The 21,467-nt window shown below is 67.0% G+C and carries 23 protein-coding genes and 1 tRNA gene; 10 read left to right on the top strand and 14 right to left on the bottom strand.

Features of this window, described 5'->3' with window-relative positions; translation table 11 throughout:
• Nucleotides 1–4: 4 nt before the first annotated feature.
• The 12 genes from ACMX37_RS00565 to ACMX37_RS00510 all read right to left on the bottom strand — a co-directional run bounded on the left by ACMX37_RS00565 (nt 5) and on the right by ACMX37_RS00510 (nt 10,160).
• On the bottom strand, nt 5–538 hold the full coding sequence (locus tag ACMX37_RS00565; protein ID WP_483147033.1) for a hypothetical protein: 534 nt from the start codon (nt 536–538) through the stop codon (nt 5–7).
• A gap of 41 nt (nt 539–579) precedes the next feature.
• A complete protein-coding gene (locus ACMX37_RS00560) occupies nt 580–1,557 on the bottom strand; it encodes an EAL domain-containing protein (RefSeq protein WP_483147032.1) in 978 nt (325 codons plus the stop codon).
• A gap of 1,059 nt (nt 1,558–2,616) precedes the next feature.
• Nucleotides 2,617–3,480, bottom strand: coding sequence for a sterol desaturase family protein (locus ACMX37_RS00555; RefSeq protein WP_483147031.1), 864 nt, complete (start codon nt 3,478–3,480; stop codon nt 2,617–2,619).
• A gap of 94 nt (nt 3,481–3,574) precedes the next feature.
• The gene (locus tag ACMX37_RS00550) at nt 3,575–3,961 is read right to left on the bottom strand and encodes a nuclear transport factor 2 family protein (RefSeq protein ID WP_483147030.1); all 387 of its coding nucleotides are present in this window, start codon (nt 3,959–3,961) and stop codon (nt 3,575–3,577) included.
• A 5-nt stretch (nt 3,962–3,966) separates the two neighbouring features.
• Nucleotides 3,967–4,203: a biotin/lipoyl-containing protein gene (locus ACMX37_RS00545; RefSeq protein WP_483147029.1), complete on the bottom strand. Its 237-nt coding sequence runs from the start codon at nt 4,201–4,203 to the stop codon at nt 3,967–3,969.
• Nucleotides 4,203–5,189, bottom strand: coding sequence for an alpha-ketoacid dehydrogenase subunit beta (locus tag ACMX37_RS00540; RefSeq protein ID WP_483147028.1), 987 nt, complete (start codon nt 5,187–5,189; stop codon nt 4,203–4,205). The genes ACMX37_RS00545 and ACMX37_RS00540 overlap by 1 nt, the downstream gene beginning before the upstream one ends.
• Entirely contained in the window at nt 5,189–6,157 is a 969-nt protein-coding gene (locus tag ACMX37_RS00535) for a thiamine pyrophosphate-dependent dehydrogenase E1 component subunit alpha (RefSeq protein WP_483147027.1), read from the bottom strand. Before ACMX37_RS00535 ends, ACMX37_RS00540 begins: the two co-directional genes overlap by 1 nt.
• A gap of 122 nt (nt 6,158–6,279) precedes the next feature.
• The gene (locus ACMX37_RS00530; RefSeq protein ID WP_483147026.1) at nt 6,280–7,044 is read right to left on the bottom strand and encodes an SDR family NAD(P)-dependent oxidoreductase; all 765 of its coding nucleotides are present in this window, start codon (nt 7,042–7,044) and stop codon (nt 6,280–6,282) included.
• 91 nt (nt 7,045–7,135) lie between these two features.
• Nucleotides 7,136–8,953 carry a glycoside hydrolase family 15 protein gene (locus ACMX37_RS00525; protein ID WP_483147025.1) on the bottom strand — a complete coding sequence of 606 codons (1,818 nt, stop codon included), beginning with the start codon at nt 8,951–8,953 and terminating at the stop codon, nt 7,136–7,138.
• Between the two features lie 110 nt (nt 8,954–9,063).
• A complete protein-coding gene (locus ACMX37_RS00520; protein ID WP_483147024.1) occupies nt 9,064–9,444 on the bottom strand; it encodes a helix-turn-helix domain-containing protein in 381 nt (126 codons plus the stop codon).
• 81 nt (nt 9,445–9,525) lie between these two features.
• On the bottom strand, nt 9,526–9,963 hold the full coding sequence (locus ACMX37_RS00515; protein ID WP_483147023.1) for a helix-turn-helix domain-containing protein: 438 nt from the start codon (nt 9,961–9,963) through the stop codon (nt 9,526–9,528).
• A gap of 122 nt (nt 9,964–10,085) precedes the next feature.
• Nucleotides 10,086–10,160: transfer RNA gene (locus ACMX37_RS00510), tRNA-Thr, on the bottom strand.
• Nucleotides 10,161–10,273: 113 nt separating this feature from the next.
• On the opposite strand from ACMX37_RS00510, the gene ACMX37_RS00505 reads away from it, so the two are divergent.
• The 9 genes from ACMX37_RS00505 to ACMX37_RS00465 all read left to right on the top strand — a co-directional run bounded on the left by ACMX37_RS00505 (nt 10,274) and on the right by ACMX37_RS00465 (nt 18,238).
• Nucleotides 10,274–10,399 carry a hypothetical protein gene (locus tag ACMX37_RS00505; RefSeq protein ID WP_483147022.1) on the top strand — a complete coding sequence of 42 codons (126 nt, stop codon included), beginning with the start codon at nt 10,274–10,276 and terminating at the stop codon, nt 10,397–10,399.
• Between the two features lie 35 nt (nt 10,400–10,434).
• Entirely contained in the window at nt 10,435–11,121 is a 687-nt protein-coding gene (gene gpmA / locus ACMX37_RS00500; protein WP_088912767.1) for a 2,3-diphosphoglycerate-dependent phosphoglycerate mutase, read from the top strand.
• Complete coding sequence (gene purE, locus ACMX37_RS00495; protein WP_088912768.1) at nt 11,121–11,612, top strand: 5-(carboxyamino)imidazole ribonucleotide mutase; 492 nt, start codon at nt 11,121–11,123, stop codon at nt 11,610–11,612. Before gpmA ends, purE begins: the two co-directional genes overlap by 1 nt.
• Nucleotides 11,612–12,679 carry a 5-(carboxyamino)imidazole ribonucleotide synthase gene (locus ACMX37_RS00490; protein ID WP_483147021.1) on the top strand — a complete coding sequence of 356 codons (1,068 nt, stop codon included), beginning with the start codon at nt 11,612–11,614 and terminating at the stop codon, nt 12,677–12,679. The genes purE and ACMX37_RS00490 overlap by 1 nt, the downstream gene beginning before the upstream one ends.
• The gene (locus ACMX37_RS00485) at nt 12,676–13,191 is read left to right on the top strand and encodes a dihydrofolate reductase (RefSeq protein WP_483147020.1); all 516 of its coding nucleotides are present in this window, start codon (nt 12,676–12,678) and stop codon (nt 13,189–13,191) included. The genes ACMX37_RS00490 and ACMX37_RS00485 overlap by 4 nt, the downstream gene beginning before the upstream one ends.
• Nucleotides 13,191–14,117: a bifunctional riboflavin kinase/FAD synthetase gene (locus ACMX37_RS00480; RefSeq protein WP_483147019.1), complete on the top strand. Its 927-nt coding sequence runs from the start codon at nt 13,191–13,193 to the stop codon at nt 14,115–14,117. The genes ACMX37_RS00485 and ACMX37_RS00480 overlap by 1 nt, the downstream gene beginning before the upstream one ends.
• Before the next feature lie 239 nt (nt 14,118–14,356).
• A complete protein-coding gene (gene ileS / locus ACMX37_RS00475) occupies nt 14,357–17,296 on the top strand; it encodes an isoleucine--tRNA ligase (protein ID WP_483147018.1) in 2,940 nt (979 codons plus the stop codon).
• Complete coding sequence (gene lspA, locus ACMX37_RS00470; RefSeq protein WP_483147017.1) at nt 17,293–17,829, top strand: signal peptidase II; 537 nt, start codon at nt 17,293–17,295, stop codon at nt 17,827–17,829. Before ileS ends, lspA begins: the two co-directional genes overlap by 4 nt.
• Nucleotides 17,822–18,238, top strand: coding sequence for a DUF3035 domain-containing protein (locus ACMX37_RS00465; protein WP_088912774.1), 417 nt, complete (start codon nt 17,822–17,824; stop codon nt 18,236–18,238). The genes lspA and ACMX37_RS00465 overlap by 8 nt, the downstream gene beginning before the upstream one ends.
• Nucleotides 18,239–18,364: 126 nt before the next feature.
• Here ACMX37_RS00465 and ACMX37_RS00460 read toward each other — a convergent pair whose 3' ends face one another.
• Nucleotides 18,365–19,669 (bottom strand): hemolysin family protein, encoded by a 1,305-nt coding sequence (locus ACMX37_RS00460; protein ID WP_483147016.1) that lies wholly within the window; start codon nt 19,667–19,669, stop codon nt 18,365–18,367.
• Between the two features lie 202 nt (nt 19,670–19,871).
• Between ACMX37_RS00460 and ACMX37_RS00455 the strand changes: the two genes are divergently transcribed.
• Nucleotides 19,872–20,570, top strand: coding sequence for a YiaD family glycine zipper/OmpA-like lipoprotein (locus ACMX37_RS00455; protein WP_483147015.1), 699 nt, complete (start codon nt 19,872–19,874; stop codon nt 20,568–20,570).
• A gap of 56 nt (nt 20,571–20,626) precedes the next feature.
• Here ACMX37_RS00455 and ACMX37_RS00450 read toward each other — a convergent pair whose 3' ends face one another.
• Complete coding sequence (locus ACMX37_RS00450; protein ID WP_483147014.1) at nt 20,627–21,403, bottom strand: 3'(2'),5'-bisphosphate nucleotidase CysQ; 777 nt, start codon at nt 21,401–21,403, stop codon at nt 20,627–20,629.
• Nucleotides 21,404–21,467 lie beyond the last annotated feature (64 nt).

Raw genomic sequence — 21,467 nt, 5'->3', positions numbered from 1 at the left:
GCCCTTACCCAGCACTCGCATACTGGCAGGCCGAGGAGCCGTTGATCACGGAGGACTGGTTCCCCGAGTTCGTCTGACGGGTATTCAGTGCCTGGAAATTGTCGCCCCTGACGCTGGTGGACATCTGGCCGGTGGTGCCGGCGACAACCGCCCCGGAGTTGCCCTGGGTGGCGCTCGCGGTGCTCCCGTCGCCGGGGCCGCCATCCGCGTAGGTGGTCTCGTTCAGGTTGCCGGTCGCGTCGGTGTTGTGTCCGGTCGTGCTGGGCGAATTGGCAATCGCGTTCGATGCGGAATCATTGGCGGTCGCAGTCGAATTGACAGAGCAATTGTATTGCCGGTCGATATAGGTGTTGTAGACTGGCGCAGAATAGTAGCCGTTTTTCCCACGCTGCCGCACCTCTTCGAGATACATGAGAGCTGCTCGTTCGGCAGGCGTGTGGAATTGCCAAGCCGCATTCTCCCCTACATTGTTGGCAAGAGATGGTTTTGCGAGCGCCAAGCTCAGTAGCGAAATTGCGATGTAGATCTTCTTTGGCATTCTCAAATCCATTCAGGGGGAGTTTTATTTACAAGACTTGATTAGATTGAGGCTTCATGTTCGCGGACTGTGGGGCAGTCCTGGTCTTCATCTCTCCTCGATCTGTTTGCCCAGGACCTGTAGAAGCGAGCTCCGCCGCACCACGCGCCTTTCTGGAACGACGCACCGGCATCGCGCGCCAGCCTTGCCGACTCCCGGCAGTCGACGCCCTCGGCGATCACGTCTGCGCCGAGCGAGCGCGCCAGTGCGATCAGGTTCGCCAAGGGCGCCTGGCCGTGCTCGGCGAGCAGGCCGCTGGAAACGAAATGTCGGTCGATGGTGACGAGGTCAGGGTCAAAGGCCACGAGATCGGGCAGGGACGTCGCCCCCACGCCGAACCCGCCGAGGGAGACCCGACAGCCGCTCCGCTTGATACGCGCCAATGCGGCGCCCTTGGAGCCCGTCAGGGTGCCAGCACTTGCGCCCCTGACCTCGATGGTCAGATCGCAAGCCACGCCGCCGCTGAAAGCAAGCTTGTCGAGGACAGCATCCCAGAAGCCTGAATCGGACAGGCTCTCGGCGGAGACCGCAACCAGCAATGCGGTCGCGCCGCGAGCCTCGTTCAGTTCGTCAATCGTGCGGGTTACAAGATACTCGTCAATCTGCCTCGCAAGACCAAGCCGGTCGGCCGCCGCGATCACCTGGTCGCTCGCAAGAGATTGACCGCTGAGCTTCGTGAGGGCGAGCCTCGCTTCGAAGAAGGCAGGGTTGCCTGACGCGCCGACCGGCCTGATCGGCTGCCACGCCACGCCCACATCGATCTGGTCCTTGGCGCATCCCGATGGCGCGAAACCGCCGAGAGCCGCGAGTACGGGGGAGACCAGCGACATGTCGGAACGGTAATCGCGCCCCGGATCGTCGGGCGAATTGTGACCCGCTTTAGCCGGAAGGGAACCGGACGCCAGAACCGGAAGTTGCTCGGCCAGCCCGAAGGCTCTCGTGGCGACCTTGACGTGAACCGGCCCGCGCGCCGTCTTCACCGGTTCGAGCGCGACGCCCTGGACAAGAGCCTCGATACCGTCGCCGTCGCCGTCGCCGAGCCGGTCACGCGATCGTCACACTTGTCCCTGTCGTGCGCCTGAGCTTCTTCGCGCAGATCGGGCTCTGCTCTCTGGCAGCCCGGCGAGACCGCACCCCTGGTGGATCGACCGAGGCTCGCCTTGACATCGGGCCCGAATGAGCGACTGCCGCGGGGCTGTCTGGAGAGACGCGTTTCAGGAAGGGTGGTCGGACGCATTTTCTTCCTCTTCAGGAGGGCACCATCCGAACAAGCCGAATTGGGCGGGTCCGTCGCGAAGAGAAACAACCGATCTGATGGCGACTGCGCCCACCTTGCCGATCAAAGCGGCTCCAATGGGACCACAGCCGGAATGACGCATCGCGCTCCGGCTTGCCGAACCGATGCAGGTCTTTCCGGACCCAATGACGCTTCACGGTGCGCAACGCGTTGTTGAACCGATCTATTCAGTCCCCCGAGAGCCATGCCAGCGCCGCATCGAGCCGCGCCCGCGAGCCATCGGGACATGCGCTCGGCTGGTCGCGAGGGATCCATGTCGGCTTGCCGAATTGGGAGCTTTCAGGGCCCGCCCCAGCCGCCGATGCCGTTCCGTACCGAATGGCACAAGCCGAGTCGGGGACGATGGCAAGGGCGACCGCCGCCGCCACTCGTCCCGGGTGCGACGAGCTTCATGATCTCCGGAAACCGGCAGGCGGGAGTGTCGGCGCCGGTGCTGGATGATCTCGTCCGCCACCGGCGTTCCGCTCGCCATCCGCCAGCCGCCATTCGCGCCAACTGTCCGTGTGCCCGAGCGCGGACGCGTGTCGCTTTCCTACCGGTGGGCTTGCCGCTAGCCTCGGACGGTTCTTTCGCATCGTCGATGGCGTGCGGCCTTGCCGTGCAGGAGTGCGCGCGCACCCGGTCAGACGGAGAAAACGCAAAACACAGTGTCAACTTCGGTTTTGCCGAGCAAGCAAATGAAATATAGCAGGAAATCGCGTAGGAAATCGAAGTTTACAGTGTCAACTTTGTAAACTTCGCCCTACCCTTCCGCCGCCTGCTTCTTCTCCAGCCACGGGCGCAGCGGGAAGAGCCATTGCTCCTTGATCGAAAGGCGCTTGCGATCGTCCTGGCCGACAATCGCGCTCTCGCCCTCCTTGTAGGTGCCGAACACCCGGTCCCAGAAGATCACCGAATTGCCGTAGTTGCAGCGCGTGTCCTCGTAGCTCAGCGCCGTGTGGTGCAGCGAGTGGTTGCGGATGGTGGTGAAGAAGAAGCCGTACCAGATCGGCGGATCGGCCTTGACGTTGGCGTGGGCGTAGGTCGCGATCGCCCCGCCGACCGTGAAGCTCGCGAACAGGGCGTTGAGATCGACATCGAGCAGCGCAATCACCCCGAGGCTGATCAGGAACAGCTCGATCGGATTGCCGATATAGCCCTTCATCGCGTTGAGCTGGGTCACGTGGTGGTGCGGCGCGTGGGTGAGCCACAGGGGCGTCCAGTTGTGCATCGCGCGGTGCATCCAGTACTGGCCGAACTCGAAGGTGAACAGCACCACCATGACCTGCACGAGGAAGGGCAGCTCGGCGAGCCAGGGGGTGCCGATGCCCCAGGCCTCCTTCAGCTCGCGCAGGGGCGAGTTGACCAGCGTGTCGGAGAGATAGCCGATCACGAGGAACCCGAAGGCGGTGTAGAAGATGTCGGTCGCCAGTTCGGTGCGGTTGATGCGCCAGCCCTCGTGCCGCTCGAACACCAGCTCGAGCAGCTGGACGAAGACGATGGTCGTGACCGCCACCAGCGGGAGCGTCCAGGGTTGCTCGACCAGCCAGGCGGGCGCGAGGCCCCAGAAGGCGAGGATCGCCGCGAGCGTCGCGGGCGGCAGAAGGTTGACGAGAGACTGTTTCACCGGATCGCACCCCACATTGGCCCCACGCTGTAGGGCCGCGTCCCGGGGCGCGAGAATACGCCATTATGCGCAGGGCGTCGAGAGGGGGCGCCGGTCACGCCCGGGCGGCCACCTCGGCGGCGTCGAAGTAGTGAATGCGGAGGGTCCGCAGGAGCCCGTCCTCGAAGGTCCCCGCCTCGCAGATCGTCTGGGTGAAGGGCTCGGAGCCGTCCTTGGGGTGCATGGTGAGGCGGATCACCATCACCGCGTGGGTCTCGCCCCCGGTGCAGTCGAGGATCTCGAGGTCGGTGTTCGCCCAGGTGCCGTACATCGCGGCGGCGCAGCGCTGGAGCGCGTCCCTGCCCCGCCACTCGCCCGCGAAGGGCAGCGAGTTCGCCTCGTAGAGCACGAAATCGGGGTGGATCAGCGCCTCGACCGCGTCCCAGTCCCGGGTGCCGGCAGTGGCGTAGACCTTCGCCAGCATTTCCCGGGGACCAGCCACGATGATCAGCCCTCCTCGATCGTGCCGATCAGATCGCCGACCTTGTAGACCGCGCCTTCCTCGCCGGTGGGGTGGATGATCCCGCTGGCCTGGGCCTCGATCTCGGTGGTGCTCTTGTCGGTCTCGACGGTGTAGATGATGTCGCCCTTCTCGACCCGCTCGCCGGCGCCGAACATCCATTCGACGAGGGTCATTTCGACGGCGCTCATGCCGAGCTTGGGGATGCGGATTTCCGTGGCCATTAGAGCTTTCCGAGAGAGGCTTTGATCTGTTCGACGATCTGCGGCTTGGTCGGGATCCAGGCCTGTTCGAGGTGGCTGGCGAAGGGCACCGCCGAGAAGGTCCCGCCGATGCGGCGTACCGGGCCCTTGAGCTGGTCCCAGCACTTCTCCTGGATGTTGGCGGCGAGCTCGGCGCCGGTGCCGAAGGGGCGCACCGCCTCGTGCAGGGTGAGCGCGCGGCCGGTCTTGCGGACCGATGCCAGCACCGTCGCCTCGTCGTAGGGGGCGATGGTCCTTAGGTCGACGACCTCGACGCTGATGCCCTCCTTGGCGAGGTCCTCGGCCACCGCCAGCGCATCGAGCACGGTGCGGCCATAGGTGATGATCGAGATGTCGGTCCCCTCCCGCGCAATCGCCGCCTTGCCGAGCGGCACGCGGTAGCCCGGGCCGGGGTCCTCGGCCTTGAGGCCGTAGCACAGGATGTTCTCGATGAAGATCACCGGGTCATTGGCGTCAATCGAGGCGCGCATCAGCCCGCGCGCGTCGGCGGGGTTGGAGGGCGTGACGACATGGATGCCCGCGACGTGCGCGAACCATGCTTCGAGCATGTCCGAGTGCTGCCCGCCGAAGCCGACGCCCACGCCGGTGGTGGTGCGGATCACGATCGGGCACGGGGTCTGGCCGCCGCTCATGAACCGCAGCTTGGCGGCGTGGTTGACGATCTGGTCCATGCAAACGCCGACGAAGTTCATCAGCATGATCTCGGCAATCGGCCGCTGCCCCGCGAGCGCCGCGCCCACCGCCGCGCCGACGATGGCGGTCTCGGAGATAGGCGTCGCGCGGATGCGGTGTTCGCCGTATTTCTCGGTGAGCCCGGCGGTGACCTTGAACACCCCGCCGCCCTGCTTGGCGGAAACATCCTCGCCAAGGCAGAACACGCCCGGATCTTCGGCCATCGCCTCGTCGATTGCGAGGTTGAGCGCCTGGGTCATGGTGATCTGGGCCATCAGGCGGTCTCCTCCAGCACGTCCTTGTAGATTTCGTCGGTATCCGGCAGCGGCGCGGCGAGCGCGTGCTCGACCGCCGCGTTGATCTGCGCGTCGATGTCGGCGACGATGGCGTCGAGCTCCTCCTCGGTGAACTGGTGCTCCAGCATCACCTTGCGCAGCTTGGGCAGCGGGTCTTCCGCCTTCATCTCTGCGATGTGCTCGGGCGGCATGTAGCTGAAGTCGGCGCCGAAAAAGTGGCCCATCATGCGGTAGCACATGGCCTCGACAAGGGTCGGCCCCTCGCCCCGGCGGGCGCGGTCGACCGCTTCCTTCACCGCCGGGTAGACCTGGTGGACGTCATTGCCGTCGACGGTGACGCCCGGCATTCCGTAGCCGGCGGCGCGCGAAGCGATATTGGGACTGTCCGTATGGTCGGCATAGGCCGTGTGCTCGCCGTAGCGGTTGTTCTGGCACAGGAAGACGACCGGCAGCTTGTAGAGCTGGGCCATGTTCATCGCCTCGTGGAAGCCGCCGATATTGGCCGCGCCGTCGCCGAAGCTGACGAGGGTCACGCGCCCGTCGCCGTTGTTCTGGCTCGCCATGGCAAGGCCGTTGGCGATGGGCAGGCCGGAGCCGACCACACCGGTCGTCACCATGATCCCCGTCTCGGGATCGGTGATGTGCATGGTGCCGCCCTTGCCCTTGCAGGTGCCGGTGGCCTTGCCGAGGCATTCGCCCCACCACTTCTCCATCGGGATGCCCTTGGCGGTCTGCTCGCCCTGCCCGCGATAGGTGCAGACGACGTAGTCTTCCTTCTCGAGCGCCGCCATCGCCGCCGCCGAGACCAGCTCCTGCCCGCGCACACAGTAATACATCACCGCGACCTTGCCGCCCATCAGCAGCTCGCGGAACTTCTCGTCGGTGCGGTTCACCTTCATCGTGCGGGTGTAGATGTCGAGCAGCTTGTCGCGATCGATCTCGGCCATAATCACTACCTCATTGGACCCGTTCGTGCTGAGCTTGTCGAAGCACCGTTCTTCTTGGGACGATGGCCGGCGGGAAGAAAGTGCGGCCCTTCGACAGGCTCAGGGCGAACGGAGGTTTGCTCTTAGAATTGGACGCGCTGGGTGAAGCCACCGTCCACCACGATGTTCGCGCCGGTCATGTAGGGCACCGCCGGGCTCGCCACGAAGACGATCGCCTTCGCCACCTCCACCGGCTCGCCGAAGCGGCCCGTGGGCATCTTGGCGAGGGTCGCATCGTAGAGCGGCTTCATGTGCTCCTCGATGATCTCCCAGTTGCCGCCCTTGTAGTAGATCGCGCCCGGGCTGACGGTGTTCACGCGGATGCCCTTCGCCGCCATCGCCTGGCTGAGCTGCGAGGCATAGGTGATCAGGGCCGCCTTGATTGCGTTGAAGGGGTTGGGCGCGATGAAGGTCTCGAGCGCGGCGGTCGAGGACAGCATCACGATCGAGCCGGTGCCCGACTTCTCGAGGTGGGGCGTCAGGGTCTCGACCGCATAGGCCGCGCCCTTCAGGTCCATGTCGAGACAGGCCTGCCAGTCGCCAGCGCCCCCGGTGCCCGAGGCGCTCGCGGTGTGCACGAAGATGTCGCAGCCACCGAGTTCGGCCACGGCCTTTTCCAGCCACGCCTGGTAGGCCTCGGTGCCGCTCGCCATGTCGAAGACCTCGGCGAAGACCTTGCCGGGGCCTGCCGCATCGATCGCGGCCTTGGCGGCCTCGATCTTGTCTTCCTTGCGGGAGAAGAAGGCGACATCCGCACCCTCGGCGGCGAACAGCTTGAGGGATTCGAGGCCGAGCCCGTGGGCCCCGCCGTTCATGATGACCTTCTTGCCCTTCAGTCCCAGATCCATCGCGCCTCTCCCCGGCTTGTGCTTGTGATCCGAGGGGATAGCCCAGCGGGCGGGCGGGGCGTATCGTCAATTTTGACGGGGTGGCCGCCGCCTAGCGCACGTCGCTCCACGGCTTGGAGAGCAGGCCCGCGCAATTGATCACGCCGACCAGCGAATAGGTCTGGGGGAAATTGCCCCACAATTCGCCGGTGACGAAGTCGATGTCCTCGCTCAGCAGGCCCGAGGCGGTGGTGTGGCTGAGCATGGTCGAAAAGAGCCCGCGCGCCTCCTCGCTGCGGCCGACGAGGTGCAGCGCCTCGATCAGCCAGAAGGTGCAGACGTTGAAGGCGGTCTCGGGCAGGCCGAAATCGTCCTCGGCGGCATAGCGCAGCATGAAGTCGCCGCGCCGGAGCTGCTCCTCCACGGCCGCGAAGGTGGACAGGAAGCGCGGGTTGTCGGGCGCGAGGAAGCGCAGTTCGACCATCTGGAGCAGGCTCGCGTCGAGATAGTCGCTTTCGAAGCTGGCGCCGTAGTGGCCGCCGTCCTCGCCGCCATCGACCCACGCCTCGGCCTCGATTGTCGCGCGGATCGCGTCGGCCCGCGCGCGCCAGAGTTCGGCGCGGTCGGTCTTGCCGAGCCAGTCGGCGGCCATCGCCAGCCGGTCGCAGGCGGCCCAGCTCATCACCGCCGAATAGGTGTGCACCTCCTTGCGGGTGCGGAACTCCCACAGGCCCGCATCGGGCTGGTCGTGCATCGCATAGGCCATCTCGCCCACCGCCTCGAGGCTCTCGAAATCGCGCTCGTCGGCGATGCGCAGCAGGCGCTGGTCGATGAAGCCCTGCACCGTCGGGAGCACGATCTGGCCGTAGCAGTCGTGCTGGACCTGCTGGTAGGCGGCGTTCCCGACCCGCACCGGCCCCATGCCGCGATAGCCCGCCAGCGCGGGCGCGGCGGTCTCGTGCAGTTCGGACACGCCCATCACCGAATAGAGCGGCTGGATCTGCCCGCCCTTGGCGTCATCGACGATGTTCCGGAGATAGGCGAGATACTTCTCCAGCACGTCGAGCGCGCCCAGCCGGTTCAGCGCCTGCACGGTGTAATAGGAATCGCGGATCCAGCAGTAGCGGTAGTCCCAGTTGCGCTCCGAATGCGGCGCCTCGGGGATCGAGGTGGTGAGCGCGGCGACGATCGCGCCGGTCTCCTCGTGCTGGCAGAGCTTCAGGGTGATCGCGCAGCGGATCACCTGTGCCTGCCATTCGACCGGGGTCGCAAGGCCCCGCACCCAGCGGCCCCAGTAATCGCGCGTCGCCTGCTCCATGCGGCGGATTTCCTCGCGCAGGGCGCCGCCGAAGGGCTCGTCGGGGCCGAGGAAGAAATGGGTATCCGCCTCCAGCCGGAAGGGGCGGCCCTCGAGCACGTATCCGACCGGCGCGTCGGTGGTGAGCCGCAGCGCCTGGGGGCCGGTGAGATAGCGGATGTGGTTGGTGCCGTGGGTCGTCTCGGCCCGCGCGGCGCCGTAGTCGCGCATCGGGGCGAGTATCACGCGGATGCGCGGGGATCCCGCCACCGGCCGCACGATCCGTCCGATCGCCACGGGGCGGTACATCCGCCCCTTGCCCTCGTGCCGCGGACAGAAATCGAGCACCTCGATCGCGCTGCCGTCCTCTGCCTCGAGCCGGGTGACGAGGATCGGGGTGTTGCGGATATAGGATTGCGAGGCGGACACCTGCCCGACCAGTTCGATCCGCCAGACGCCGTCCTCGCGGTTCGCGCCGTTCATCAGCGAACAGAACACCGGATCGCCGTCGACCCGCGGCACGCAGGCCCACACGATCGCGCCCTCGCGGTCGACGAGGGCGCTGATCTGGCAATTGCCGATCGGCCAGAGTTCGAGGTCGGGGGTCGCCGGGGAAGCCACGTCCGGTGGCATAGGGGCCTGGGGCCGGGGGTCAAAAGCCGCACCCGCCATCCGCCGCGAGTGGTGGCCGTTGCGCGGCGAGCCGCAAGACCGGACGCGGCTCCCGTTCGCCAGACCGGCGGTCAGCCCCGGCCGATCCGCAGCCGCCGCAGCAGCGAGCCGGTGCGGGAGGCCGGAGGGGGAATACCCGCTTCGTTGGCGCAGCTTTCAAAGACATGCGCCCTGATGACGGGGATGTAGACATCCGCGTCCAGCCCCAGCAGCGCGCAGATCGTGCGGGTGAAGCCGAACACGAAGGGCTTGCCCGGGAGGCTGGCGAAATCGCCCGATTCGATGCACCGCACGTAACGCTCGGGGATCCGCGTTTTCTGCGAAACCCCGAGCGTCGTCATGCGGCGCCGCTTGCGGGCATTGCCGATCTCCTCACCGATGAGGACAAGCGCCGGCAACTCGACGTTCCCTTTTTCGTTTTTCATTGTGCGTCCCGAAGGGCAGCCGAGCATCGCGGTGCGGTTAGTCGAACCTTTGCACAAGCGGCAACCGGCGCGGCCCAAAGTGGGCCGACATGGGCAGGGTTGCGCCGGTCACGCCGGAATCCTCGCGAGATAGGAGTTCAGATCCTTCAGCTTGCGCACGAGGAAGCTGCGGATTTCGTAGGTGTAATCGGAATCGCCGACCTGTGCCGGAAAATAGACGCCGCGGCCCGATCGTCTCAGATAGCCGCGCTCGACAAGGCCGTTGACCCGGCGGCGTGCGGTCTCGCGGCTCATGCCGAGGCTGGTGTAGATCAACTTGAGACTGACCACGGGCCGGGCCTCGTCGGGGATCGCGGCCGCTTCGGTGGCGAAGGTGCGCGTGAGGAAGGGGTCCTTCCTGAGCTCGCGGGTGCTCTCGGAAGCGACGAGGCAGACGATCGCGACCTCCTCGACGGTGAGATCGTTCTGGTGCACGCCGAAACGCATGAATTCGGTGAACAGTTCGATGAAGAACGACGCGACATAGCGCGATGCGGCACACGACATATGCATTCCCCCGACCGGCTCCGGTCACGCAACCGCGCGCCACGAGTCTCTCCGCCAAGGCTGGCATGGTTAACGCATCGGATGAAGGAGTATGCCCCAGATTGGGCAATCGCATCGGCTGCTGGTGCTGCTGGGGAGGATTGAACTCCCGACCTCACCCTTACCAAGGGTGCGCTCTACCACTGAGCTACAGCAGCGCCGGAAACAGGCGCGCCCTATTGTCGCGCCTCCCCGCAATGTCAAGCGGGGGTTGAAGCTGTGCTCCCATATCGGCAATGCGTTTCGCATGAGTGAAGACCCTCGCAAGAATATGTCACGCGAAGAGCGGCTCGCGGCCAAGCTGCGCGAGAACCTGCGACGCAGGAAGGCGCAGGCGCGGGCGATGGGCGATTCGGATGTGACGGAATCGCTTCCCATTCGCTCGGACGAAAGCTAACCCCCCGCCCTCAACCGCACTGACGGAAAGCGACAATGCCCAAGCTCATCCTCGTCCGCCACGGCCAGAGCCAGTGGAACCTCGAAAACCGCTTCACCGGCTGGTGGGATGTCGACCTGACCGAAAAGGGTGTCGCCGAGGCCACCGCCGCCGGTCACCTGCTGCGCGAGAAGGGCGTGCTGCCGACTTATGCCTTCACCTCGCTCCAGACCCGCGCGATCAAGACGCTGCACCTGGCGCTGGAGGCGGCAGGGCGGCTGTGGATCCCCGAGGTCAAGGACTGGCGGCTCAACGAGCGCCACTATGGGGGCCTCACCGGCCTCGACAAGGCCGAGACCGCGGCCAAGCACGGCGATGATCAGGTGAAGATCTGGCGCCGCAGCTTCGACATTCCCCCGCCGGTGCTGGAAGCGGGGAGCGAATTCGATCTCGCCAGCGACCCGCGCTATGCCGGGATCGCGATCCCCTCGACCGAGAGCCTAAAGCTCACGATCGAGCGCGTGCTGCCCTATTGGGAAAGCACCATCCTGCCCGTGCTGGCGCGCGGCGAGACGGTGATCATCGCGGCCCACGGCAATTCCCTGCGCGCGCTGGTGAAGCACCTCTCCGGCATCTCGGACGCGGACATCACCGACCTCGAGATTCCCACCGGCCAGCCGATCGTCTACGACTTCGATGGCGACCGGGTCGCAGGTGAACGCCACTATCTGAAGGACGCGTGATGGACGCCATCGGGGGGAAGGTCGCGATCGTGATGGGCAGCCAGTCTGACTGGCCGACCATGAAGGCCGCCGCCGAGGTGCTCGACGAGCTGGAAGTGCCCCACGAGGCGCGGATCGTCTCGGCCCACCGCACGCCCGACCGGATGGTCGCTTTCGCGAAGGGCGCCGAGGGCGAGGGCTTCTCCGTCATCATCGCCGGCGCGGGCGGTGCGGCGCATCTGCCCGGGATGATCGCCAGCATGACGCACCTCCCGGTGCTGGGCGTTCCGGTGCAGTCGAAGGCATTGAGCGGCATGGATAGCCTGCTCTCGATCGTGCAGATGCCGGGCGGCATTCCCGTCGGCACGCTGGCGATCGGCGAGGCCGGGGCGAAGAACGCGGGGCTGCTGGCGGCCTCGATCCTGGCGCTTTCGGACGAGGATCTCTCCGAACGCCTGCAGGACTGGCGCGCCGCGAAGAGCGCGGGCGTGGGCGAGGTGCCGGAGGACTGATGCTTCCCCCCGGTTCCACCATCGGCATCCTCGGCGGCGGGCAGCTGGGCCGGATGATGGCGGTCGCCGCCTTGCAGCTCGGCTACCGGGTCGTCGGCTTCGCGCCCGAGGGCGACAATGTCGCGGCCGATGCCTGCTCGGGCTTCATCACCGCCGAGTGGGACGATGCTGCGGCGCTCGGGCAATTCGCCGCGGCCTGCGATGTGGTGACGTGGGAATTCGAGAACGTGCCCGTCTCCACGGTCGCGGCCCTGCCCGAACCGCTGCTGGCCTGCCCCGTGCGCGCGCTCGAGGTCGCGCAGGACCGGCTCCGCGAGAAGGCCTTCGCTGCCGAACTCGGCGGGGTGCCTGCGCCCTATCGGGCGGTGGAGAGTGCCGAAGATCTCGCCGCCGCCATCGCCGCGGTCGGCACCCCCGGCATCCTCAAGACCGCGCGTGACGGCTATGACGGCAAGGGCCAGTGGCGGGTGCGCTCGGTTGTCGAGGCCGGAACGGCCGTCTTCCCGGGTGTGACCTGCATCTACGAGGGCTTCGTGACGTACGAGACCGAGTTCTCGGTCATTCTCGTGCGCGGGGCCGATGGCGAGGTGCGGTTCTGGGATTCGACCGCCAATCTTCACGAGGGCGGGATGCTCGCCCAGTCGATCCTCCCGGCGGGCGCGCTGGTCGAGGCGCAGGTCCCCGCCGCGCGCGAACTGGCGGCAAGGGTCGCCGAGGCGCTCGGCTATGTCGGGGTGCTGACGCTGGAATTCTTCGCCACCCGCGACGGCCCGGTGTTCAACGAGATGGCCCCGCGGGTCCACAATTCCGGCCACTGGACGATCGAGGGCGCCGCCACGAGCCAGTTCGAGAACCACATCCGCGCGATCTGCGGGTTGCCGCTGGGGGGCACCAAGACCCGCTTCGCCAGCATCGAGATGCGCAACATCGTCGGCGAGGATGCGCTCAAGGCCCACGCCATCCTCGCCGAAACCGGCGAGCCGCACCTCCACCTCTACGGCAAGGCCGAAGCGCGTGAGGGGCGCAAGATGGGCCATGTCACCCGCGTCGGGCACGCGCTGAAATGACGCCCGAAATCGTGCTGATCTACGCCCGCGCCGCCAATGGCGCGATCGGCAACGAGGGCGACCTGCCCTGGCGCCTGCCCGCTGACCTCAAGCGGTTCAAGGCGCTGACCATGGGCAAACCCATTATCATGGGCCGCAAGACCTTCGAGAGCCTGCCCGGCCTCCTCCCCGGGCGCCGCCACATCGTCCTCTCCCGCCGCGAGGGCTTCGCGCCCGAGGGCGTGGCGATGGCCGGATCGGTCAGGGAGGCGCTGGCGCTGGCGGCCGAGGGCAACGCAACAGGCGAGGTGGCGGTGATCGGCGGGGCGGCGATCTACGACGTGTTCATGCCGCTCGCCCACCGCATCGAACTCACCCAGATCCACGCCGACTACGCGGGCGACACCTTCATGGCCGAGCCGGGCCGCGAATGGGTGCTGACCGCGCGCGAGGATCATGCGGCGGAAGGGGCGCACCCCGCCTTCTCCTTCCTGACCTTCCGCCGGGCCCAGAACTCAGGAGCGCAGGGCTGATGCGCTGGCTCGACCACCGCGAGGCGATGCCCGAGCCCTTGCGGGGCGCGGTGATCGCGCTCGGCAATTTCGACGGTTTCCACCGCGGGCACCAGGCGGTTGCGGGAGAGGCGATCCGCTGGGCGCAGGCCGAAGGCCGCCCCTCGATCATCGCCACCTTCGATCCCCACCCGGTGCGCTTCTTCAAGCCGGACGTGCCACCCTTCCGGCTGACGACGCTGGAGCAGCGGCAGGAGCTTTACCTCGCCGCCGGCGCGACCGCGATGCTGGTGTTCCACTTCGATGCGGACCTCGCCGGGACGAGCGCGGAGGATTTCATCCAGCGCATCCTGATCGACCGCTTCGGCGCGCATGGCGTGGTCACTGGGGGCGATTTCACCTTCGGCAAGGGGGCGAAAGGCAACGTCGAGCTGCTGCGCACCCTCGGCGGCGAGCTGGGCCTGCAATCGCGGGTGGTCGAGGCCGTTCAGGCGGACGGCGAGGTGGTCTCCTCCAGCCGCATCCGTCAGGCGCTGCGCGACGGCGACCCGCAGGAAGCCGCGCGCCTGCTCACCCGGCCCTTCGCGATCCGCGGCATCGTGGAGCACGGCGACAAGCGCGGGCGCACCATCGGCTATCCCACGGCGAACCTCGGGGTGGAGAACTACCTGCGCCCCAGATACGGCATCTACGCCGTCACGGGCCGCATCCTGGCGACCGGCGAGGTGCTGAAGGGCGCCGCCAATATCGGCATCCGCCCGCAGTTCGAACCGCCCAAGGAGCTGCTCGAGCCTTATTTCTTCGACTTCTCGGGCGATCTCTACGGGCAGGAGATCGAGGTGGCCTTCCACCACTACCTGCGCGGCGAGGCGAAGTTCGACAGCCTCGAGGCGCTGATCGCCCAGATGGACAAGGATTGTGCCGAGGCGCGGCGGTTGCTTTTGTAGAAGGGTTTCACGCAGAGGCGCAGAGGAAGCAGAGGCGCAGAGGCTCGCGCCCGCGGCGCAGCCGCACTCTTCCTCAGATATTGCGGATCGCTGCTCAGTCGAGAAGGAGGATGGTGCCTTCGGCATGCACAACATCTCTGCGCCTCCCTTCTTCTCTGCGCCTCTGCGTGAAACCCTTTTCGTCCCCTTCCCAAGACAAATTGCGCAAAGCCCGCCCGCCCGCTAAGGCCCCGCGCGATATGTCCGACGAACCCACGCAGCGCGATTACCGGGACACCGTCTTCCTGCCGAAGACCGATTTCCCCATGAAGGCCGGCCTCCCCCAGAAGGAGCCGGGCATTGCCGCGCGCTGGGAAGCGATCGGGCTCTATGACGCGCTGCGCAAGGCGCGCCGGGGCCGCGAGAAGTTCATCCTCCACGACGGCCCGCCCTACGCCAATGGCGACATGCATATCGGGCACGCGCTGAACCACATCCTCAAGGACATGGTCTGCCGCACCCAGAACCTCTTGGGCCGCGATGCGCCTTACGTGCCGGGCTGGGACTGCCACGGCCTGCCCATCGAGTGGAAGGTCGAGGAGCAGTACCGCAAGGAGAAGAAGGCCAAGCCCGTCCTCACCGGCAAGGGCCGCGACGAGGCGGCGGTGAAGGCCTTCCGTGACGAGTGCCGCGCCTACGCGCAACACTGGGTCGACGTGCAGCGCGCGCAGCTCAAGCGCCTCGGCATCATGGGCGATTGGGACCACCCCTACCTCACCATGCAGAAGGAAAGCGAGGCGGTGATCGTCGCCGAACTCCTGAAGCTGGCCGAGGCGGGGAACCTCTACCGCGGCTCGAAGCCGGTAATGTGGTCCCCGGTCGAACAGACCGCGCTGGCCGAGGCGGAGGTCGAATACGAGGACATCACCTCGACCCAGATCGACGTGGCGTTCGAGATCGTCGAGAGCCCGATCCCCGAACTGGTCGGCGCCCACGCGGTGATCTGGACGACGACCCCGTGGACGATCCCGGTGAACCAGGCCTTGGCCTATGGGCCGGACATCGAATATGTAATGTTCAACGATCCGGGCACTACCGACCGAGTTCTGGTAGCGAAGGACTTAGCGTTGGCGTTCGAGCAGCGTTCTCGGAAATCCGAGAGCGACGGGAATTGGCCATACATCACCGCCTCGTGGACAGAAGGTGATGGGCACTTAATCATCAAGGGCGCGGACCTCGCCGGCACCCTCGCCCGTCACCCTATGCACCACCTCGGCGGGTTCTACGCGGCCCCGCGCCCGCTGCTCCCCGGCGACTTCGTCACCACCGATAGCGGCACCGGCCTCGTCCACATGGCGCCCGATCATGGCGAGGACGACTTCGAGCTGTGCAAGGCGAACGGCATCAACCCCGTCTTTGCGGTGATGGACGATGGTCGCTACCGCGACGACTGGCAATGGCTGGGCGCTGCGGATGAGCGGCGCATGAGCGTCATCAACCCCAAATTCAACGCACCCGACGGCCCGATCTGCTCGGACCTGCGCGAAGCGGGCGCGCTGCTCGCGGCGAGCGCCGACTACGCGCACTCCTACCCGCATTCGTGGCGCTCCAAGGCCAAGGTGATCTTCCGCTGCACCCCGCAATGGTTCGTGCCGATGGACAAGCCTCTGCCGGGTGTCTCGACTGCGCTCGACACGAACGGAGTCGAGAACACCACCCCCCAGCCGTTCGCGTCGAGCGAAGTCGAGACGCTGCGCAGCACTGCCCTCGCCGAAATCGCGCGCGTGCAGTTCATCCCCGAAAAGGGCCGCAACCGCATTGGTGCGATGGTCGAGGGGCGGCCCGACTGGGTGCTCTCGCGCCAGCGCGCCTGGGGCGTGCCGATCACGCTGTTCGTGCGGCCGGACGGCTCCTACCTCCAGGACCCCGCCGTCAACGCCCGCATCGTCGCCGCGGTGAACGCGGAAGGCATGGACGCGTGGAACAGCGCCAACAAGGCCGCCTTCCTCGGCCCCGACTACGACCCGAACGACTTCGAGATGGTCACCGACATTCTCGACGTGTGGTTCGATTCGGGCTGCACCCATGCCTTCGTGCTGGAATCGGGGCGCTGGCCCGACCTGCAATGGCCCGCCAACCTCTACCTCGAAGGCTCGGACCAGCATCGCGGCTGGTTCCAGTCCTCGCTGTTGCAATCCTCGGCCACCCGCGGCCGCGCGCCCTACGACCAGGTCCTGACCCACGGCTTCACGATGGACGCCAAGGGCAAGAAGATGTCGAAGAGCCTCGGCAACACGGTCGATCCGCTGAAGGTGATGGAAACCTACGGCGCGGACATCATCCGGCTGTGGGCGCTCTCGGTCGATTTCACCGAGGATCACCGCATCGGCGACGAGATCCTCAAGGGCGTCGGCGACCAGTATCGCAAGCTCAGGAACACCTTCCGCTACCTGCTCGGCGCGCTCGACGGTTTCGTGGGCGACTGGAGCGATGCGGGCGAGCTGCCGGAGCTGGAGGTCTACATCCTCTCGCTGCTGAGCGAGCTGGACGGCAAATTGAAGGCGGCGGCGGAGGCCTACGACTTCAACACCTACACCCGCCTGCTGGTCGACTTCTGCAACGAGGACCTCTCGGCCTTCTTCTTCGATATCCGCAAGGACAGCCTCTATTGCGACGGGCCGGAGAGCACCACGCGCAACGCCTATCGCACCGTGCTCGACCTGCTGTTCCACGCGCTGGTGCGCTACGCCGCGCCGGTGCTGGTGTTCACGGCGGAGGAGGTGTGGCTCAGCCGCTATCCCGAGGACGGCGAGGCCGATGACGCGGGCCAGCGCGGCTCTGTCCACCTGCTCGAATGGCCGAGCATCCCCGGCGTCGTCGCCGACCGCGCGAAGTGGGAGGCCCTGCGCGCGCTGCGCGACCAGGTCAACGAAGCGATCGAGCCGCTGCGGCGCGACAAGACCATCCGCTCAAGCCTCGAGGCCGAAGTGGTCGTCCCCGCGGCGGCCGTGCCGGAGGGCATCACCGACGCCCAGCTCGCCGAACTGTTCATCACCGCGACAGTCACCCGCGGGCAGGGCGAGGCCGTGATCGTGACCAAGACCAGCCACCACAAGTGCGGCCGCTGCTGGCGGCACCTGCCCGACGTGGCCGTCGAGGGGTCGTTGTGCACCCGTTGCGATGCGGTTGTCGGGTCATGAGCGGCCTGTTCACTCGCAATCGCGTGATCGGCCTCGCGCTTGCCGCCTTCGTGGCGGTGATCGACCAGGCGGTGAAGCTCTGGGTGATCGGCCCGCTCGACCTGCGCCGGGTGCTGCACATCGACCTGCTGCCCTTCTTCGACCTCACCTACATGGAGAACCGCGGCATCTCGCTCGGGATGTTCCAGGCGAACGACATGGAGACCCGCTGGCTGCTGGTCGCGCTCACCGCGGGAATCGCGCTGGTGGTGCTGGTGTGGATGATGCGCGAGAAGGCCCTCGCCGACATCGTCGGGCTGGCGCTGATCCTCGGCGGGGCGTTGGGGAATATCCGCGACCGCTATGATCTCGGCTATGTCATCGACTATGCCGATTTCCACATCGGGGAATTCCGCCCCTTCCTGATCTTCAACATTGCCGACGCCGCGATTACCCTCGGCGTCGTCATTATCCTTGCCCGCAGCCTGCTGGTGCGCGACAAGGGCGACACCGAAACCGGGGACGCGCCCCGTGGAGAGCAACACAATGCGTAAGATGGCACCCCTGATCCTGCTGGCCGGCGCGGCCGCGATGCTGGCGGGTTGCGGCGGCGGCGGCGGGGTGTTCAACCGCGCGCGGCCCGACGAGTTCGCCGTGCAGCGCCAGGCACCGCTGGTGGTTCCGCCCGACTTCACCCTCACCCCGCCCGCACCCGGCGCCCCGCGCCCGGCGGAAGGCACCGCCTCGGAACAGGCCCTCGAAGCCCTGTTCGGCGGCCCCGCACCGCGCAGCCGGGTCGAGGCGAGCGTGCTCGACCGTGCCGGAAGCGCCGCGCCGAGCATCCGCTCGCAGGTCGGCGACACCGGGACCAACACCGTCGCCAAGGGCCGCGTCACCCGCGACATCATCGCCGCGCCGGAAGGTGACGGCCAGTCGGCTTCGACCGTAATCCCGAGCGCCTGACAGCAACATCCGTTCGCCTCGAGCCCTTCGGCAGGCTCAGGATGAACTGTCGACTTCGTCGTCAGTCGAGAGGCCCGGTCAGGTGTCTCGATTGCGCTCGACACGAACGGGGTTGAGGCTTGCTTCTCAGTCCCCCTCGACCACCCGGCTCACCAGCAGCTTGTCGATGCGGCGGCCGTCCATGTCGACCACCTCGAAACGCCAGCCCTGGTCGGTGAAGTGCTCGCCTTCGTGCGGCAGCTTCTTCATCACCGACAGGGCATAGCCCGCCGCCGTCCCGAATTCGCGATCCTCGCCATATTCGAGGCCCAGCCGGTCGGCGAGGGCGTCGGCCGAGAGCGATCCCGAGACCAGCAGCGATCCGTCCTCGCGTTCGACCACGCTCGGCAGGTCGCCATCGTCGCTGTCGCTGGCGAAGTTGCCGACGATCGCGGTGAGCAGGTCGACGGGGGTGACGATGCCTTCGAAATGCCCGTATTCGTCGTGCACCACCGCCATCGCCACCTCAGCGGACTGGAGCACGCGCAGGGCGTCCATCGCGTCGAGCTGGTCAGGCACGACCTCGACCCTGCGCATCATCTCGCGTAAGGGCACCGCGCGCCCGGCGACCAGCGCGGCGAGCACGTCGCGCACCTTGACCACGCCGAGGATCGTGTCGGGCGAGCCTTCCGCGACCGGCAGGAGCGAGTGGGTGCTTTCCTCGATCGTCTCGCGGATCTCTGCCGCATCGGCATCGGCATCGATCCAGTCGACCTCGGTGCGCGGGGTCATCATCTCGCGCACCGGTCGCTGGGCGAGGCGGACGACTCCGGTGAGGATCTGGCGCTGCTCGGCCTCGATCACGCCCGACCGGGTCGCCTCGGCGAAGATCATGCGCAACTCCTCCGCGGTGACGCGGGCCTCGTCGCCGCTGCGGATGCCGAACAGGCGGATGATTGCGGCGGAACTCGAATCGAGCACCCACACCAGCGGGGCGGCGGCCCTGGCGAGGAAGGCCATCGGGGGTGCCATCACCAGCGACACCGGCACCGCCGCCTGGAGCGCAAGCTGCTTGGGCACCAGTTCGCCGACGATCAGGCTGAGATAGGTGGTGAATGCGATCACCACCACGAAGCCGGTCTCGTCGGCATATTGCGGCGGCAGGCCGAGTGCCGCCAGCCGCTCGCCGACCGGGCCGCCGAGGCTCGCGCCCGAATAGGCGCCGGCGATGATCCCGATCAGCGTGATGCCGATCTGGACGGTCGAGAGGAACTTGCCCGGGTCCGCCGCCAGGGCGATCGCGATCCGCGCGGCTGTCGACCCGGCCTCGGCCTTGGCCTCGAGCGCGCTGGTCTTGGCAGAGACGATCGCCAGCTCCGACATGGCGAACACGCCGTTGAGCACGACGAGCGCGAGGATGATGAACAGATCGGTCCAGGGAAAGGGTGTCACGCCCTTCGCGCTAGCACAATCCGGGTCGCTTGCCAGCCATGCAACGGGGCAGCGGGCCGCGCGGGCGAACGGCGCGGCGGGTTTGTTCAACATGGGTCAAGGAAATGACTTTCAAGAACCTTAGCGTCGCGCCGGATCGACGGCTTGTCGCCGCTGAGACGACATGGCATCGTCGCGAAGAGTAAAGAGGGAGGCAAACGTCATGAACATTTCGCGTATCCTGCTTTCGGGCACCGCAGCCGTCGCGCTGCTGGGCACAAGCGCCTGCGTCACCGACCCCAACACCGGTGAGAAGAAGGTCTCCCGCACCGCGATCGGCACAGGTCTCGGCGGCACGCTCGGCTATCTGCTGGGCGGGGCGATCGGCGGGGACACCGGGCGCATCATCGGCGCCGGCATCGGTGGTTCGGCCGGCGCGATCCTCGGCAAGCAGTACGACGACCAGATCCGCGAGCTGAAGGAACAGACCGCGGGCAGCGGCGTGGATGTCGAGGAAGTGGGCAATCAGGACGCGATTCTCGTGCGCCTGCCCGACGGGGTGACCTTCGCCACCGGCTCGGCGGCAATCAATCCGGGCTTCTACGACACGCTGAACTCGGTCGCCGACACGCTCATCAAGTATCCCAACAGCCTGATCGACGTCTACGGCTTCACCGACACCACCGGCTCGCCGACGACCAACCAGCGCCTGTCGGAACAGCGCGCGCAGGCGGTCGCAGATTATCTGGCGGCGCGCGGCGTGGCGCGGGCGCGCATGGCGACCAGGGGCTTCGGGGAGAGCTACGATCACCTTCGCGTGAAGACCGGCGACAATGTCAACGAGCCGCTCAACCGCCGCGTGGAGATCAAGATCATCCCGGTCAGCCAGGACGACGTGAACGCCGCACGCGCGGGCCGCTGATCGAGAATCACGAGAATGCCTGACGGGTCGCCCTTGTGGGCGGCCCGTCTTGCGTTTCAGCGCAAGGCCCTGGCCCGTTCCGCCAGCCTCTCGACGGCAGCGGCATGGATAGCGGGAGAGCACACCAGCACGCCGAAGTCGCGCGGATCGTGCTTGTTGTAGGCGAGCGGGCGGCCGAAGGCGTCGGTAACCTCCGCCCCGGCCTCGCGCGCGATCAGGGTCGCGGCGGCGATGTCCCACTCGAAGCCCCAGCGCAGCGTCGCCACCAGATCGGCACGATCGTCGGCGACCATCGCGATCCGGAGCGCGATCGAGTTTGGCTGCTCGACCGCGACGAGATCGCTGTCCTCTCTCGGCAGGCTGTGGGTCGGAACGCGGGCGCCGGCGAATTCGCTCCGCTGGCTCGCCCGGACCGGCACATCGTTGAGCGTTGCGCCCTGCCCCGCCACCGCGATCCACTCCTCGCCCCGGGCCGGCGCGGCGAGCATTCCGATCAGCGGCTTTCCGGCACTTACCAGCGCAACCGACACCGCCCAGCCATCGCGCCCGCGCACGAAATCGCGGGTGCCATCGATCGGGTCGACCAGCCAGATGAGTCCGCTCTGCGTGCGCAGCTTGTCGTCGGCGGTTTCCTCGGAAAGCCACGCGGCCGACGGCAGCAGGCGGCGCAGCTCGCGCTTGAGGAAGCGGTCTACCTCGAGGTCCGCCTCGCTCACCGGATTGCCCGGCGTCTTGTCCCAGCTGTGCAGCGCGTGCCCGGCCCCCGGCCAGCGCGAATGGGCAATCCGGCCCGCCTCGCGGACGATGGTCTGAAGGTGCTGCCTGTCAATCATGAGAGGCCTGCCGTTGCGCCTTCACAGGGCACTTTTCAAGAGGTGCGATCCGTGCTTAGGCCCC

This window comes from Porphyrobacter sp. THAI-01a, from assembly GCF_056868655.1.
Note: the sequence above shows the minus strand (reverse complement) of the source record. Positions and strands in the feature narration are given on the sequence as shown.